The sequence below is a fragment of the Globicatella sp. PHS-GS-PNBC-21-1553 genome (genome assembly GCF_033564055.1).
In the GTDB taxonomy this organism is placed as follows: Bacteria; Bacillota; Bacilli; order Lactobacillales; family Aerococcaceae; genus Globicatella; species Globicatella sulfidifaciens.
The window spans coordinates 1,326,875-1,342,785 of the sequence record NZ_CP085470.1 but is presented as its reverse complement, the minus strand read 5'-3'; the positions used below and the strand labels follow the sequence as shown (position 1 = coordinate 1,342,785).

Below are 15,911 nucleotides of genomic sequence, written 5' to 3'. Positions count from 1 at the left end.
CTCACCGGTGCGCGCTTAAATAGACAAAGCGAAATTTAATCGCATTTCCACTTCTTACCCACTCACTTTTTTCAATCGTTCGATTAATCTTCCACTTCTAAAGTATAGCCTAATCCTCGTTGTGCGGAAATTTTTACTTTTGAATTTAATTGTTGTAATTTTTTACGTAATGAAGAAATATTCACCCAAACAACATTGATTTCGGCTTCTGATTCCAACCCCCAAATACGATCCATAATTAATTCTTTGGATAAAACTTGATTGTTATTTAAAAAGAACATCTCAATCAATTGGAATTCTTTGTTATTTAACGTCACTTGTTTGCCATTGGCTTGGAGTTGGTAATTACTGCGATCTAAAATACAATCTCCAACCGTCAAAATCTCGGAAACAAAATTATTTGGGCGACGTAAAACCGAACGAATTCGAGCTAATAACTCTGGTGTGTCAAAAGGTTTCGTCAAGTAATCATCAGCTCCTAAATCAAGTCCGGTTACTTTATCTTCTAATTGGTTTTTGGCCGTTAATAATAAGATTGGGGTTTGATAGCCTTCTTTTCTTAATTGAAAAAGCACTTCAAAACCAGATTTTTTCGGCATCATCACGTCTAAAATCAGACAATCATAATGTTCCGTTTGAGCATAGTATAAAGCATCTTCGCCATCATGAACCACATCCACTATATATTTATTATGTTCAAGAATTGCTTTCAATCCTTTAGCAAGATCTTTTTCATCTTCTGCTAATAACAGTTTCATCTTAATCCCTCTTCTCTCTACTATTCTCAGATAGGCCATATTAACATTTCGATTGTAAAATAAATACCTAAAATTTAATTAAAACGGATTACTATCATGGCTCTCCTGTTGATTTATTCCCTACTTTTATGCCAAAAACAGGCTTCTTTTGACGTTAAGGTGATGTTTTTCTTTCACTCAATTGACTTAAAATAGATAAGTTTGCTCGATAATTAAAAGCGCAAGGGTTGAGTGGTTTCAAACTGTGCGGGGGTGGGCAGACGAAGCAAAATTTATTCAATTTTCAGCTTCTGGTCTACTCCCAATCGCTTCCATCGTTCATGACACTCCATGTCATCTAATTGTATCCATTGTATCAAAAACACGCTATAATGATAATCATTAGCTTAGAAAATTAAGTCGGCATTCGCGAGGATGGTCAATCATCGTCTTTAAAGGAGGTAAGCGATAAGGTATAAGTGTGTTGGTTATGTTATCATTCTTTCCAAGAGATATCGCTCAAGGTTAGGACACCAAGCCCCGTGATAGGATGATGATTCGGCTTTAAATGATTTCCCCTCAGTCAAAAAGATTTTTAATGATATAATACAAGGAGCGCTATTATGATTAATAACATCGAACAACTTGAACAGTATATTAAAACCAAGTATCAAAATGAAGCCAGTGGACACGATTGGTTTCATATTTACCGTGTTACTTATTTAGCTTTAAATCTGGCACAACCGCAAGATGATTTTCCTTACATTAAATTATTAGCTCTACTCCATGAAGAGTTAGATGATAAACTTAATCCTGATGATGCATTACAACAGTTAAAAAATATTTTAGCTGACCATCACATTGAGCCAACATTATACTCACGTTTAATCAAAGATATTCAATCGATTGGTTTCAAAGGTGGATTCCATCAAGTTGACCGTACTCGAGAAGCAATGATTGTCAGTGATGCTGATCTATTGGACGCGATGGGTGCCATTGGGATTGCGCGGACCTTTCAATATAATGGCCAGGTAAAACACGCTCCCTTTTATGATCCTGCTTTAGCAAAAGTTGAATTAAATAACTATGCGGATTATCGTCAAAAAAACGTAACGCTATTGCTCATTTTGATGAAAAATTATTAAAACTCAAGGATTTAATTGTGACCGATAAAGGCCAAAAACTAGCTATCAAGCGCCATCAACGAATGGTGCAATTTGTTGAGGATTTCTTTAGCGAATTAGCCGAGTCGGGTGTAGATATTTCAGACCGATTCTTAATTGAATAATGGAAGAACCTTACTAGTTGAATCGTTATCAGTCGTTTTCTTATTAAGTGTTTTTTATACAAATATTTATGGTATGATATAGTTATAAGTAAACTATTAAGTCTAGTGGTAATAAGTCAAGAGAAAAATAAATTATTTTAGACTCGGCTTTTGATCATTTAGATGTTTAAGGGCGCACTAAATAAACACTCGTGAAATCGCGTTTTTTTCACGAACTTTATTAATAATTAGCTCTATTTTGTTCGTCTTTTATCTATGCAACACCTCCGGTGGCGTATAGAGTTGGTGATTGCGTAGTAGCACATCCACCAGACGCACTAATTTTCTTGCGGTTAAGACGAGGGCACGTTTGTGCTGATGTTTAGGTACTTCTTGGAATTTCTTATGATAGAACTGGGCATATTCAGGTAAATAACGTTTAACAGAGTTGGCAGCTTCAACTAGGTAATAACGCAAGAACCGATTGCCCCGATGAATCATCGGTGTGTTTTGGGACGAACGTTTTCCCGACTGATTTTCCTTCCAGGATAACCCGGCATACTTGGCGATTTTTGCTTGAGAATCAAAGCGTTCAATCTGTCCGATTTCAGCGATGATTCCAGCAGCATAGACCGGACCAATACCAGGAATAGAAGTTAAGCACTGATATTCTGGTAGGGTTTGAACAATATCTTCAATCCCTTTGTCGAGCTCTTTGATTGCTTTTTCAAGTGATCGAATCTCACGGACTAAGACAGCCAGCACGATATCAATGGATTGGGCATGGACCTTAGAGAGACGATAACTAGAACGAATGGCTTTTTGGATTGTTTTAGCTAAGTCTTCGGGTGCTTTGAAGCGTCCCCGTCCTAGTTTTTGAATTAATTGCCCAAGTTCTTCTAAAGGCATATTAGCCAGGTCATCCAGTGAATAGTCTTCGGTCATGAGTGAGATGACGGTAGCACTGAGGGCAGTCGTGGAATGCCCATCTTCCTTAAGATTCATCGAAAGCGTATTACATTTATAGTAAAGATTTTCTAGGAAGTGTTGCTTGACTGTGGTGAGTTGCTTGATTAATTGATAGCGAGACCGTGTAAGGTGCTGTAAGGCGATGTATTGGTCTTCCTTTAAGAAAGAGAGATTAAACCTTTGGATTCGCAAGTAATCAGCAATATAGAACGCATCTAAAGCATCGTTTTTATTTTCGGAGAAAACTTCACGATATTTCTTGATTTTGCTTGGTTCTTCAATTGTGACTACCACATTCAGCTCACTCAGCTCCGGGTCTTCTTTGAAGAAGTAACCGGGATGAAAGCTATAAGCTGATGTGGATTCCATGCCGATGACGATTCGATCAAAGTGATAGTCCTGATAAGCTTGAAGAATCCATTCTTTCAGTTCAGTGGCACCGTCGTGATCATTTTTAAAAGAACGTTCTAACAAAACAGAAAATTGTTCATCATCCGTTAAACAACAGACATCTAGCTTAGCTAGACTAACATCTAAACCGACATATAAGTTCATGTGAGGGACCTCCTTTCGATAATATTTGGAAATTGCTTGGTTACTGTGGGATATCCCAGGATACCATTGCCTATAACAGCCTCGCTTAATAGAATACTTATCACGCTGATTCAAGCTGCCACTCGCCTACTAGCGGGTGTGAACCAGGGTGGAAACAGCTAGTGTGTTGGTTGTGACATCAATGGTCTGGGTTACAGACTTAAGAAGTAGACAAAGCCACAGGAGTGAACAGCATATTCCCGTAAGTCCCTTTCCAAGACTTATTATCCTACAATATCTCACAGTAACCAAGCAATATAAAGGGACAATTGAACATTTTATGAATTGAAATGAGGCTGAGCTAGCGCGCTTCGCTTGCTTGCCATTGTCATCCTGTTCGATTTCTTCGAAATCGTCCAGTCTAACAACGGATAGCCCCTTATTTATGACAGAATGTTCGGTAAATCAAGAGAAACAGAGACGATCAGAAGGGTGTGAAATGACCTTCTAAATATATATTACGAGGAGTGTTTTGATTGCAAAAATTAGTTCATTTTTTTAAGTTAATGGCACTATGTTTCATGATATTGTTTCCTAGCTTGACTGTTAAAGCCGAGGTCAACGAAGCTACTTTAGGGTATAAAATTTTAGCAAAACCACAAAATAATGCTAAATTAGTGGACATCGTAGAGTTTGATGTCATTGATGGGGATTCCTTAAAGATTGAATTAGAGAATGGCGACGTCAAAACCTTTAAATTGGCCAATGTCTACGCACCAAAACGACAGCATCCTGTCACTGGGCCACAAAGTTATGCCAATGAGTCGAAAGCACGTTTAAATGAATTATTGCAATCTGCTAAAGATATTAAAATCGAATATCTAACTGATGAGCAAAAAGACAGTCAAGGTCGCTCACTGATTTATTTATGGACTGACAAAATCTTAGTTCAGGAAGTTATGACAACAGAAGGATTGACCGCTTACTATAGTCAAGACGATGCTAATAGCCCCTATTTAGAAACGCTTATTTTTTCCGAAGATTATGCTAAACGTAATGGGTTAAATGTATGGTCAACTAACGAAACCTTTGGTGAAAATATTGACGTTGATCAATACCAAAGTAATGCTCAGAATAATCAAGTCGGCTTTTCTAGTCAAGATAATCAAGCAGCTAGCCAAAATATTTATTTTAAAAACTGTTCCGAAGCTAAAGCTGCTGGAGCTGCTCCTTTATACCAAGGTGAACCTGGCTATCGCCCTCAGTTGGACCGTGATAAAGACGGAATTGCCTGCGAATTATAATGGTTCGCCACTCTGTTTATTATCTAAACGGAGTTTTTTTATTAAAATTAATTCTTAAACCTTTATTATTTAGTCAAGTATTGCTATTATATAGAAATGAAATATCAAATAAAGGAGACACATTCAATGAGTCTTAGAAGTAGTATTGCTCGCTTAGTCGGAAAATCCAGTCGTTGGGTTTTAACTAATTTTACTAATGGTGGGAGTAGTTTGCCTGGTAAATTAGCCCAAACAATTGATCCTAATATCTTATCTGATTTAGCGAAAAATTATCAAGTCGTCATTATTACCGGTACCAATGGTAAAACTTTAACCACAGCCTTAACAGTACAAGCTTTAAAAGAAAAGTTCAATCACATTGTTACGAACCCTACTGGGTCAAATATGGCACAAGGGATTGTCAGTACTTTTCTAGCAGCTCCTGCTATTCCTAAAGGGGAGCAAGGGATTGCGGTTTTAGAAGTGGATGAAGGGTCTTTAAAGCACGTGGTGAAACATCTAAACCCTATTGCGTTCTTACATACCAATGTTTTCCGTGACCAAATGGATCGCTATGGAGAAATTTATTCAATCTATGAACTAATGACCAATGCAGCTAAAGAAGTACCGACAGCTACCGTCATTGCAAATGGCGATTCACCCTTATTCAATTCAACTGAATTGCCTAATCCACGTCAATATTTTGGTTTCAATCACGAAGCCGACCACGATGTGGAACCCCACTATAATACCGATGGCGTCTTATGTCCGCACTGTCACCATATTCTAAAATATCATTCTTTAACTTATGCTAATTTAGGAAAATATTATTGCGAACATTGTGATTTCAAACGTCCTGAATTAACCTATCAAGTCACTGAAGTTGAAGAATTGGCCTTAACTCATTCTAGTTTCAGAATTGACGGCCACCATTTTGAAATTCCAGTAGCGGGGCTTTATAATATCTACAATGCTTTAGCTGCCTATAGTGTCGCTTCATTTTTTGATGTCGAACCGGCAAAAATTCGTGAAAGCTTCATGAAAGCCGAACGCGTATTTGGACGTCAAGAAATGATTAACATTGAAGGTAAAAAGGTTTTATTAAACTTAGTCAAAAATCCCGTTGGCTTAAACCAAGTCCTAGCTTTGATTGGTTTGGATCAAAATCCATTTACTTTAATTAGTATTTTAAACAATAATTATGCCGATGGTACCGACGTCAGCTGGATTTGGGACGGACATTATGAACAAATCGTTGATTTCCCTATTGAAAAAGTCGTCACTTCAGGGATGAAAGCTGATGAAATGACCAAGCGTCTAACGGTCGCTGGTATTCAGCCTGAATTGATTAATCAAGTGGAAAACAATGAACAAATTATTGAAGCGATAAAGGCTGCACCGACAGAATATGTTCATATTTTAGCAACTTATACTGCCATGCTAGATTTACGCGAAGCCTTTATTCAAAAAGGATATATTCAATTAAACAAAGGAGCGTAAAAAATGACCAATACGATTAGAATCTGTCATTTGTATGGGAATTTACTCAATACCTATGGTGACAATGGGAATTTACTCATGATTCAGTACTATGCACGCGAAAAAGGCTATCAGGTTGAAACAACCATGGTCAGCTTAGAAGACCCGTTCAATGCCGATGATTTCGATATTATCTTCTTTGGCGGTGGCCAAGATTTTGAACAAAAAATCATCGCCAAAGATTGTCAGCGTCTTATTCCTGAGATTAAACGTTACATCGAACAAAACGGCGTTTTACTAGCAATTTGTGGCGGATTCCAATTATTAGGTCAGTATTATACAACAGCCGATGGCGAACAAATTAAAGGTCTGGGCGTGCTTCCTCATTATACCGAACGCCAAATCAATAGTCGTTTTATCGGTGATATTGAAATCTATGATGAAATAAACCAACAAACCTATTATGGATTTGAAAACCATAATGGTGTCACTTACTTAACCGATGCCTTAGAACCACTCGGCAAAGTTATTACGGGGTATGGAAATAATAATCAAGATAAAACCGAAGGGATGCATTATAAAAACACCTTTGGATCTTATTTCCACGGCCCACTACTGGTTAGAAACGAATGGTTAGCCCGTCATTTGGTTGATTTAGCAATTGAACAAAAAAATATATAAAAGCTTATAAGCAAGTAAATTACTTAAATAGCATGACAAAAGAGGTCCTCAACGAATGGATTTATATCCTTTCTTACTTCTATCTATTTAAGATGATTTATTTGCTCTTTTTTTATTTTCAATTTTAACTAGCCATTTATGCTCGCGCTGTGAATATAATGTCGTTTTATTGAATCCATCGCCATCAAGTGCTCCTTCGCAACAGATATTATTTATCTAATACCGTGCCTTACGTAATGGGTGTTAAAATCTAAAACTTTCACTTATCAACCTTTCAAATATTTAATATTCTTTGTTAAAGCTGATTATATCAAGGTTGCAACCGCTAGTTGACACATTGTCAACTCAAGTTGATAGCATTCCATCACCATATTTCCTATTATTAAAGTAGAAAATAAAACAAAATTGGAGTGATAAATATGAACTTAGCAGAAAAGATTTACGAATTAAGGAAGAGTCGTCATTGGTCTCAAGAAGAATTAGCACAAGCATTAGATATCTCGCGTCAATCCGTTTCAAAATGGGAAAGTAACCAAGCGATCCCTGATTCAGAAAAAATTATCCAATTAAGCCAATTGTTTGACGTGTCAACCGATTATCTCTTAAAGGATGATTTACTAGAATCGTCATCAGTTCAAAAAGGTTCGACCCCCGCCAAAAGAGTCACCTTGGAAATGGCCAAAAACTTTATGGACTTACGTCAAAAAATGGCCAAATGGTACGCATTAGCCGCTGCTTTCTTAATTACTTCGCCAATTGCTTTAATCCTATTATTGCAAGCGCAAGAATCTAGAAAATTAGATATAACCGAAAACACCGCCTCCTTGATTGGCATCATTTTTGTGTTAACTTTCGTTGCCATTGGCGTTGGTATTTTAATTTTTGCCGGGATGCAATTATCTGAATATGAATTTATGGAAAGCGACCCGATTGCTCTCGATCCAGGAATTGTCCCTTTAGTTCAAGAAAAGCAACGTCAATCACGCAATGCCTTTATTGGTAAATTAATTCTTGCTATCGTCTTACTTATATTATCACCTTTAAGTATCCTCATTGCTGAATTATTATTTGCCAATGAATTTATCTCAATAGTTGGAATTGCAATTTTACTCATTCTGATAGCGATGGGGGTGCTTTACTCATTCAAATTAGTATACCTCGGAATACTTATGCAATATTACTAGAAGAAGGTGAGTATCAACCGTCAAAGAAAAAAGTTAAATCAAAGATCGATCCTTGGATTACGATTTATTGGATGACCGCCTTATTTATTTATATTGTCTATAGTTTATATTTTGATACTTGGGCAACGTCTTGGATTATCTGGCCAGCAGCTGGTATCTTATATGTCATCTTTTATGTTATTATTTCCAATACTCAACAAAGCTAATACTGATGCAAAAGTACTTTAATGCAACCAATTTAGTCCATGCATTTTATAACAAAAAAATAAACCTGGTGTGTTAATGTGATTGAGTAGCTCTTTTTACCACTCGTTCGACTAGCACACCAGGTTCGTTATTATCTATTCAATTTCATCGTGAAGCGAATATTTCCTGTTAGATGGATTATTATCTATTCAATTGCATTATTAAGCGGACAATGCTCGAGATTGAGAATAAACTTTAAAAATTCAATCAAGTTATTGTTCATTAATTAAAGCGCAGTGGTTGTGTGGTCTCAATCTGCGTCTTAAAGAGGTTTGGCATAAATTTGATAAAATCAATCAAGTGACTGCTCAATAATTAAAAGCGCAGTGGTTGTGTGGTCTCAATCTGCGTCTTAAAGAGGTTTGGCATAAATTTGATAAAATCAATCAAGTGACTGCTCAATAATTAAAAGCGCAGTGGTTGTGTGGTCTCAATCTGCGTCTTAAAGAGGTTTGGCATAAATTTGATAAAATCAATCAAGTGACTGCTCAATAATTAAAAGCGCAGTGGTTGTGTGGTCTCAATCTGCGTCTTAATGACTTGGTTGAGACCTACTCAACTTTGCGGGGGTGGACAGACAAAGCGAAAATCATTTGATTTTCTACTTCTGGTCCACCCCCACTCGACATAATTAAATATTTATACGTTCAAGTCGCTCACAATCGCCGATTAAGCAAATAACATTTCAATAATTTCTTCCTTCGTCACACGACCAAAATATTTATTAACATCGATCGCGTCAAAAGCTGTTAAGAAATCCTCCTTAGTATATTTCACACCTACTAATTTTTCTTCAACATCTTTAATATCGCCTAAGCCAAAGAAGTCACCATAAATTTTAGCAGAGCTTACTTTACCATTCGTGACATTAAAACGGAAATCCACCAATCCGAAATCAAACTTTTTACTTTTTTCAATATCAAAAGCTGGCGATTGACCATAATTCCAATCCCAATTACCAAAACGTTGTTCACGAATTTCATAAACTTTTTTCCAGTCTTCTTCAGTCAATTGGTAACGAGGTACTTCTTCTTTTGAAGCGACACCGAAAATTTCTAATAATAAAACATCACGAAATGCTTCAATCGATAAATCTTTGTATTCATCCTTAACATAAGGTGCAATATTAGTGACACGAGAGCGAATCGATTTAATTCCTTTTGATTCAATTTTTTCCTTACGTGATTTTAAAGCATTATTAACTTCTTCTAAATCTGAATTAAATAAAATTGTCCCATGTGCCGTCATACGACCATCTTTAGCGTACATCGCATTCCTGAAAATTTCTTACCATCAATCAATAAATCATTGCGGCCTTGTAATTCAGCTCCTGTTGCACCTAATTTATGTAAGGCTTCGATGACCGGCTTAGTAAAGCTGGCGAAATCACGAAATGAGCCGTCATCATCCTTAATGAAACAGAAGGATACATTACCTAAATCATGATAAACAGCACCCCCGCCTGACATACGACGGACTACTTGAATACCATGTTCATCTAAATAAGGTTGGTTTACTTCTTCAATTGTATTTTGGTTACGTCCAATAATAATTGATGGTTTATTGATATAGAAGAGTAAAATCGGTTCATCAACCAATTTGTTCTCTACTAAGTAAGTTTCTAAAGCAATATTGACGCTAGCATCATAATTATTTTCATTGTCTACAAAAATCATTTTCAAACCTCCATTTTAAAATTCAATTTCTAATTTTGGTACTGCTTTTATAATATTAATCGTCGGTTGAATTGCCATGGTGACTTCAGACATTATTTGGTCCACATCCGCTTGTGGGGGAATATGAGAAACCACCAATTGCTTTACTTCAGCCATATTGGCTAAGGTAGCGACTTCTGTTGAGGTCATATGAATAGTATTACGCCCTTTAGCTGCTGGAAAATTTGTATCCGCAATTAGTACATCCGCGTTCTTAGCAAAATCGACCATGGAATCTTGCCAACCTGAATCAGCTGTAAAGACTAATACTTTTTGAGTTGTTTTTTCTTCTAAACGTATCGCAGCACACTCTACTGGATGCGTTGTTTTAATAAAGCTGGCTTTAAAGGGTCCGATATCCATTGGTTCTTCAATTAAATATTGACGAGGCTCCGTTGAGGCATCTGTCATCATAATCGGCCATAAACTCGAATTCTTGTTCATATAAACCGGAATCAGTCCTTTTTTGCTAGCCGGTTTTTTAAGGAAAAAAGATGTTGAAAAATTCCAATATCCGCACTATGATCAGGATGGTCATGACTTAACCATACGGCGTCTAAATCATTGACGGGGATATACTCTTCTATTGCTAAAGCTGAACCACTCCCAGCATCTAATAACAAGTGATACGCACCATCCGAAGAGGTTACCACATAGGAAGTTGTGCCATTATCTCCTAAAGGGTAACCCCCCGCTGAGCCAATACAATATAATTTCATCTTATCACCTCAAATTAAGCATTTTCTTTAATTGTTTTAAGGGTATCTTGATTCAATTTTTTAATAATGGCTACTACAAGGCGAACGGTATTTTTGAAATCATCTTCGTGAATCATCGATGTATGAGAGTGTAAATAGCGAACGGGTACTGTAATCGCAATCGATGGTACACCATTTAAACTTTGCTGTTGTGAACCAGCATCTGTCCCACCACCCGTAATGAATGTATATTGGAACGGAATGCCTTCAGCTTCTGCTACATCGATGACAAATTCTCTAAACCCTTTATGAGCAATCATCGATGCATCATAAATAATGACTTGAGGTCCTTTACCTAGGACACTATCTGCTTCTTTTTCAGTCATACCTGGTGTATCACCAGCTGTTCCCGTATCTAAAGCAATTGAAAGATCAGGATTTAATAAATGAGTCGCCACCTTAGCTCCTCTTAAACCTACTTCTTCTTGAACATTAGCACCCGAGAATAAAACTGTTTCATGGCCACTGGCTGCTAATTCTTTTAATACTTCAATCGCCACTGCTACACCGATACGGTTATCCCATGCTTTACCTAATAAGAATGGCGTCCCATTCATACGTTGTGTCTTAATGTAAGGTGTAATCATGTCACCTGGACGAATTCCCCATTCTAATACTTGTTCTTTTGAACTAGCACCTAAGTCCACGAAAACATCTTTCATATCAACCGGTTTTTTGCGCGCTTCTGGTGTTAAAACATGTGGTGGTTTCGAACCTGTTACACCATGGAATGTTTTGCCATCACGTGTCGTAACGGTCACTTGTTGCGCTAAAACGACTTGACTCCACCAACCACCGATGGGCACAAACTTTAAGAAACCTTTTTCGGTAATTTGACTCACCATAAAGCCAACTTCATCCATATGGCCCGCAATCATCACACGAGGACCCTTTTCATTTCCTGTATGTTGAGCAAAAATTCCTCCTAGACCATCTTCTAAATAGTCTTCGGCCACCGATTTTGTTGCTTCTTTAAAAATAGAACGAACCTGACCTTCATTGCCACCAATCGCATTGGCTTCCGTCAGTTTTACCAATAATGTTTCATCAACTGTCATTGATCCATCTCCTCATCATACTTAATAGAATTTTTTTAATATACAAAAATATCATAACACATTTTAGTCATAATTTAATAAAAAATAACAAGATATCGATGATTAATATTAGAATCGATTATAATGAAATGAAATTTAGGACTTAGATATAATTGATGAACGAGAAAACCATCGATAATGTCAAACCTTATACAACCACTGGTAGATGAGATGATGATGAACATAAAAAAACCACTTGATCTGAGCTGCCCCACAGAGGTTACTAATTATTGGGGTCACTACATACTCGAAAAGATAAAGTGGTTTTATATATTTATTCATCACTAATTCAAGTGGAATTTTCATCATGTATCAACTATGAAACGCTTCGCTGCTTTTTACTTTGTTTAATTAATTTCAATGCTCTTTTTTTGTTTTACGATTGGGACTTTGTAAATAACGATAAGCACTTGAGACATTCAACTTCATTCGCTTCCTCCTCCTACCAGCTCGCTTTTTTTACCCCAGGAATTAACCCCCGATTAGCCAGTTGTCTAAAATTAACTCTCGATAAACCAAATTTTCGCATATAACCACGTGGACGTCCATCTAAACGATCTCTTCTTTTTAAGCGATTAGGATTGGCGTCCTTAGGTAATTTGGCCAATGCTTGGTAATCTTTATTACGCTTTAGTTGTTGTCTAAGTGGCGCATATTGTTCAATCATTGCTAATTGTTTATGATATTTTGCGATTTTCGATTTTTTTGCCATAAATACTCCTTATTTTTTTACTTCTGTAAAGATGACAGGTTTTCTTAATTTTGGTGAATATTTTTTTAACTCTAATCGCTCAGGGTTATTTCGCTTATTCTTACTAGTTAAATACATGCGTTCACCTGTTTCTTTATGTTCCAATAAAATATTAACGCGCATGTTCACACCTCATCAAATAGTAAGTATTACTTATTATATAGTAGTGATTACTTTTTATCAAGTTTAGAGTACCTATTATTATATCTTTTGATACATTCAACCGGCCTTAACAGATAACAATGGGTTTTATGAATTTAACTCACTTAAAAATATCTGAAAATAGCGTCTTTTGAATTCAAATGTAATTTCACATTAAAAAAAGAGTTATTAATCCATTCGGTATACCCGATAGATCAATAACCCTTTGTATATTGGCTCAATGTCACATAATGTTGTTGCTTCATCTAACAACAATAAAAAAACATATAACCTTCTTATTATTGTGTCCATTATCCTTCTGCTTCACTAGATAATAGCTCATCTTCTGGATAATATAAAACGACTTTATTCTTCTTTTGACTTTCTTTCACATTGATTATACGTTGATTTGAACTCCCACGAAAACGTAAAGTTAAATCACATTTTGCTAAAATAAACCGTCCATCCACTAAGACATCAACATAATCAAGTAATGCTAATTTATCATCTGTTTCTTGCTGTAATTCTTCCCAAGTATAACCAGACCACGACCAAATATCTTTAGTATCACCATACTTTTCTCTTACTCGCTTACAAAGACGTAATAATACCTTAGTGTTCAAGAAAGGTTCTCCTCCTAACAAGGTTAATCCTTGGCAATAAGAAGCCCCTAAATCTTTAATAATTTGGTCTTCTAATTCTTGAGTATAATAAGTACCATAATTAAAATTTTGAATGATTTTATTATAGCAGCCCTCACATTGAAATAAGCAACCACTAACATATAAACTACAACGGACCCCTTCACCATCGACGAAGTTGTATGGCTTATAATCGGCAACTTTATGTTGTGACCAATCTTCTGAACGCCATTCTTTTGGTTGTGGATTCTTCATTATAACGAACCCTTCATGTGTTTCTTACGTGCAGAAATTTCTTTATGACGTCCTTTTACCATTGGTCTTAACTGTGGATTTCCTAAATAACCACATGTTCTCTTTACGACGTCACAAGTTTCAGGATTACGATTGCCACATTGAGGACATTGAAACCCTCTTTCGGTTGGTTTAAAATCACCATCATATCCACATTCATAACAATGATCAATCGGTGTATTGGTACCTAAATAGCCCACTTTTTGATACGCATAATCCCAAACAGCCTCTAAAGCTTTAGGATTTTGACGCATATTAGGATACTCACAATAATTAATAAATCCACCTGAAGTATAGGGTAAATATTCTGATTCAAAATCTAGCTTTTCAAAAGGTGTTGGTTGTTTTCGAACATCATAGTGGAAGGAATTAGTATAATAATCTTTATCTGTTACATCGGGAATCATGCCATAAAACTCTTGATCCATCCGACAAAAACGATCCGTTAAACTTTCTGAAGGTGTGCCATAAATACTAAAATGATAGCCATATTGTCTGCCTAATTTATCTGCATATGCTTTCATATATTTTAAGATGTCTACTGTAAATCGCTTGGCTTCAGCATTCGTTTCCCAGTTAGGACCATAAAAGACAGTCCCTACTTCATAAAGTCCAATATAACCCATTGATACGGTCGCACGACGGTTTTTAAAAACTTCATCTACTGAATCATTTTTTGTTAGACGTTTACCAAAAGCACCATGTTGATATAAGATTGGTGCATTTTCAGGCAATGCTTCTTTTACACGTTCAACACGATATACTAGGGCCTCTTCTAAAATTGACAGACGTTCATCTAATAGTTCCCAGAAACGATCTTTCGATTGCATCGATTCAATCGCAATACGAGGTAAATTTAAGGTCACGACACCTAAATTCATTCGACCCTCATTGACCTCATTACCATTTTCATCTTGCCATCCTTGTAAAAAAGAACGACACCCCATCGGTGCTTTAAAACTTCCTGTAAATTCAACAATTTTGTCATACATTAACACATCTGGATACATCCGCTTAGTAGAACATTCTAACGCTAATTGCTTAATATCATAGTTTGGATCAATAGGATTTAAGTTTACTCCATCCTTTAAAGTAAAAACTAATTTAGGAAAAATAGCTGTACGTTTTTCTTTACCTAAACCTAAAATTCTAACCTTAAGAATTGATTTCTGAATTTCACGAGCGTACCAAGAAGTTCCTAGCCCAAATCCTAAAGTAGTAAAAGGTGTTTGACCTTGAGAGGTATATAAAGTATTAATCTCATACTCTAAACTTTGCATTGAATCATATATATCTTTTTTGGTTTGTTTCATCGCAAACTCTTTTTGTTTCTCTGCATCTTCAATCCACTCGGCAGCAGTTTTAAGATGCTTTTTATAATTAAGTTCTGCATATTGTTCTAACAATTCATCGATACGATTAACACTAGTACCACCATATTGACTGCTAGCCACATTAGCGATAATTTGCGCCATTTGTGCAGTCGCTGTCTGGATTGATTTTGGTGATTCTACCTGCGCATTTCCAATTTGAAAGCCATTCTCGAACATTTGTTTAAAATCAATTAAACAACAGTTAGTCATTGGTGCATACGGATGATAGTCTAAGTCATGATAATGAATTTGCCCCTTTAAATGGGCCTTTTTGACCGATTCAGGCAATAAATCTAACCCGACTACTTTTGAAAGAACGCCCGCTGTTAAATCTCTTTGAGTATTAAAGACACGACTATCTTTATTAGCATTTTCGTTCACAATTTGTGTGTTGCGAGAACGTAGTTGGTTAACTTGATATTCTAAATTAGTAGCCTTTTCTTCAATTTCTGACATCTTTTTAGCAAATTTATCTTCAGATTCATCTTGACTTACATATGATATAATCTCTTTTATGGAACTACTCTTAATCATACTATCTTCATTAGCCTGAAAAATACGGTCAGATATATCAGCAATTTTGTCATCTATATCAAACTGACCGGAACGTTTTAAACTAAAAATCATTTTGTTCAAATTGAATTTTTCTTTTCTGCCATCACGTTTTTGTACAATTAAACTATCAAAATTAATTTGTTTTTTATTTAAACCCACTACCATTCTAATCACCCCAAATACTATATGTAGTGTTCATATTGAAC

The 15,911-nt window shown here is 36.1% G+C and carries 17 protein-coding genes and 1 pseudogene; 7 read left to right on the top strand and 11 right to left on the bottom strand.

Annotation, left to right across the window (positions count from 1 at the left end; translation table 11 throughout):
- Positions 1–83: 83 nt before the first annotated feature.
- A complete protein-coding gene (locus LB888_RS06345; protein ID WP_078756210.1) occupies positions 84–758 on the bottom strand; it encodes a response regulator transcription factor in 675 nt (224 codons plus the stop codon).
- Between the two features lie 602 nt (positions 759–1,360).
- On the opposite strand from LB888_RS06345, the gene LB888_RS06340 reads away from it, so the two are divergent.
- The gene (locus LB888_RS06340; RefSeq protein ID WP_318752281.1) at positions 1,361–1,882 is read left to right on the top strand and encodes a phosphohydrolase; all 522 of its coding nucleotides are present in this window, start codon (positions 1,361–1,363) and stop codon (positions 1,880–1,882) included.
- A gap of 17 nt (positions 1,883–1,899) precedes the next feature.
- Entirely contained in the window at positions 1,900–2,025 is a 126-nt protein-coding gene (locus LB888_RS06335) for a hypothetical protein (protein ID WP_318752280.1), read from the top strand.
- Between the two features lie 249 nt (positions 2,026–2,274).
- Here the strand turns inward: LB888_RS06335 and LB888_RS06330 are convergent, their stop codons facing one another.
- Positions 2,275–3,528 carry an IS110 family transposase gene (locus LB888_RS06330; protein WP_318752279.1) on the bottom strand — a complete coding sequence of 418 codons (1,254 nt, stop codon included), beginning with the start codon at positions 3,526–3,528 and terminating at the stop codon, positions 2,275–2,277.
- A gap of 515 nt (positions 3,529–4,043) precedes the next feature.
- Between LB888_RS06330 and LB888_RS06325 the strand changes: the two genes are divergently transcribed.
- The 5 genes from LB888_RS06325 to LB888_RS06305 all read left to right on the top strand — a co-directional run bounded on the left by LB888_RS06325 (position 4,044) and on the right by LB888_RS06305 (position 8,340).
- A complete protein-coding gene (locus LB888_RS06325) occupies positions 4,044–4,811 on the top strand; it encodes a thermonuclease family protein (RefSeq protein WP_318752278.1) in 768 nt (255 codons plus the stop codon).
- Positions 4,812–4,937: 126 nt separating this feature from the next.
- The gene (locus tag LB888_RS06320) at positions 4,938–6,290 is read left to right on the top strand and encodes a Mur ligase family protein (protein WP_318752277.1); all 1,353 of its coding nucleotides are present in this window, start codon (positions 4,938–4,940) and stop codon (positions 6,288–6,290) included.
- A 3-nt stretch (positions 6,291–6,293) separates the two neighbouring features.
- The gene (locus LB888_RS06315; RefSeq protein WP_311920353.1) at positions 6,294–6,950 is read left to right on the top strand and encodes a glutamine amidotransferase-related protein; all 657 of its coding nucleotides are present in this window, start codon (positions 6,294–6,296) and stop codon (positions 6,948–6,950) included.
- A gap of 419 nt (positions 6,951–7,369) precedes the next feature.
- Positions 7,370–8,134, top strand: a complete 765-nt coding sequence (locus tag LB888_RS06310; protein WP_318752276.1) for a helix-turn-helix transcriptional regulator — start codon at positions 7,370–7,372, stop codon at positions 8,132–8,134.
- Positions 8,135–8,205: 71 nt separating this feature from the next.
- The gene (locus tag LB888_RS06305) at positions 8,206–8,340 is read left to right on the top strand and encodes a hypothetical protein (protein WP_318752275.1); all 135 of its coding nucleotides are present in this window, start codon (positions 8,206–8,208) and stop codon (positions 8,338–8,340) included.
- Positions 8,341–9,049: 709 nt separating this feature from the next.
- Here LB888_RS06305 and LB888_RS06300 read toward each other — a convergent pair.
- From LB888_RS06300 to nrdD, 9 genes and pseudogenes are all read right to left on the bottom strand, one after another.
- Positions 9,050–10,056 (bottom strand): annotated as a pseudogene (locus LB888_RS06300) (lipoate--protein ligase).
- A gap of 15 nt (positions 10,057–10,071) precedes the next feature.
- A complete protein-coding gene (locus LB888_RS06295; RefSeq protein ID WP_318752274.1) occupies positions 10,072–10,539 on the bottom strand; it encodes an MBL fold metallo-hydrolase in 468 nt (155 codons plus the stop codon).
- Positions 10,540–10,550: 11 nt separating this feature from the next.
- On the bottom strand, positions 10,551–10,814 hold the full coding sequence (locus tag LB888_RS06290; RefSeq protein ID WP_318752273.1) for an MBL fold metallo-hydrolase: 264 nt from the start codon (positions 10,812–10,814) through the stop codon (positions 10,551–10,553).
- Between the two features lie 14 nt (positions 10,815–10,828).
- Positions 10,829–11,911 (bottom strand): M42 family metallopeptidase, encoded by a 1,083-nt coding sequence (locus LB888_RS06285; protein ID WP_318752272.1) that lies wholly within the window; start codon positions 11,909–11,911, stop codon positions 10,829–10,831.
- Positions 11,912–12,307: 396 nt separating this feature from the next.
- Positions 12,308–12,379: a putative metal homeostasis protein gene (locus LB888_RS12175; protein WP_412928326.1), complete on the bottom strand. Its 72-nt coding sequence runs from the start codon at positions 12,377–12,379 to the stop codon at positions 12,308–12,310.
- Between the two features lie 13 nt (positions 12,380–12,392).
- Positions 12,393–12,662, bottom strand: coding sequence for a 30S ribosomal protein S14 (gene rpsN, locus LB888_RS06280; RefSeq protein ID WP_276645497.1), 270 nt, complete (start codon positions 12,660–12,662; stop codon positions 12,393–12,395).
- Positions 12,663–12,671: 9 nt separating this feature from the next.
- Entirely contained in the window at positions 12,672–12,824 is a 153-nt protein-coding gene (rpmG, locus tag LB888_RS06275; RefSeq protein ID WP_318752271.1) for a 50S ribosomal protein L33, read from the bottom strand.
- 329 nt (positions 12,825–13,153) lie between these two features.
- The gene (nrdG, locus tag LB888_RS06270; protein ID WP_318752270.1) at positions 13,154–13,738 is read right to left on the bottom strand and encodes an anaerobic ribonucleoside-triphosphate reductase activating protein; all 585 of its coding nucleotides are present in this window, start codon (positions 13,736–13,738) and stop codon (positions 13,154–13,156) included.
- Entirely contained in the window at positions 13,738–15,870 is a 2,133-nt protein-coding gene (nrdD, locus tag LB888_RS06265) for an anaerobic ribonucleoside-triphosphate reductase (RefSeq protein WP_318752269.1), read from the bottom strand. The genes nrdG and nrdD overlap by 1 nt, the downstream gene beginning before the upstream one ends.
- Positions 15,871–15,911: the final 41 nt, after the last annotated feature.

Coding starts and splice junctions, on each gene's coding strand:
- LB888_RS06290 (WP_318752273.1), bottom strand. CDS start 10,814: ATGAAATTATATTGTATTGGCTCAGCGGGGGGTTACCCTTTAGGAGAT.
- nrdG (WP_318752270.1), bottom strand. CDS start 13,738: ATGAAGAATCCACAACCAAAAGAATGGCGTTCAGAAGATTGGTCACAA.
- LB888_RS06345 (WP_078756210.1), bottom strand. CDS start 758: ATGAAACTGTTATTAGCAGAAGATGAAAAAGATCTTGCTAAAGGATTG.
- LB888_RS06315 (WP_311920353.1), top strand. CDS start 6,294: ATGACCAATACGATTAGAATCTGTCATTTGTATGGGAATTTACTCAAT.
- LB888_RS06310 (WP_318752276.1), top strand. CDS start 7,370: ATGAACTTAGCAGAAAAGATTTACGAATTAAGGAAGAGTCGTCATTGG.
- LB888_RS06320 (WP_318752277.1), top strand. CDS start 4,938: ATGAGTCTTAGAAGTAGTATTGCTCGCTTAGTCGGAAAATCCAGTCGT.
- LB888_RS06340 (WP_318752281.1), top strand. CDS start 1,361: ATGATTAATAACATCGAACAACTTGAACAGTATATTAAAACCAAGTAT.
- nrdD (WP_318752269.1), bottom strand. CDS start 15,870: ATGGTAGTGGGTTTAAATAAAAAACAAATTAATTTTGATAGTTTAATT.
- LB888_RS06330 (WP_318752279.1), bottom strand. CDS start 3,528: ATGAACTTATATGTCGGTTTAGATGTTAGTCTAGCTAAGCTAGATGTC.
- LB888_RS06295 (WP_318752274.1), bottom strand. CDS start 10,539: ATGAACAAGAATTCGAGTTTATGGCCGATTATGATGACAGATGCCTCA.
- rpmG (WP_318752271.1), bottom strand. CDS start 12,824: ATGCGCGTTAATATTTTATTGGAACATAAAGAAACAGGTGAACGCATG.
- LB888_RS06305 (WP_318752275.1), top strand. CDS start 8,206: ATGACCGCCTTATTTATTTATATTGTCTATAGTTTATATTTTGATACT.
- LB888_RS06285 (WP_318752272.1), bottom strand. CDS start 11,911: ATGACAGTTGATGAAACATTATTGGTAAAACTGACGGAAGCCAATGCG.
- rpsN (WP_276645497.1), bottom strand. CDS start 12,662: ATGGCAAAAAAATCGAAAATCGCAAAATATCATAAACAATTAGCAATG.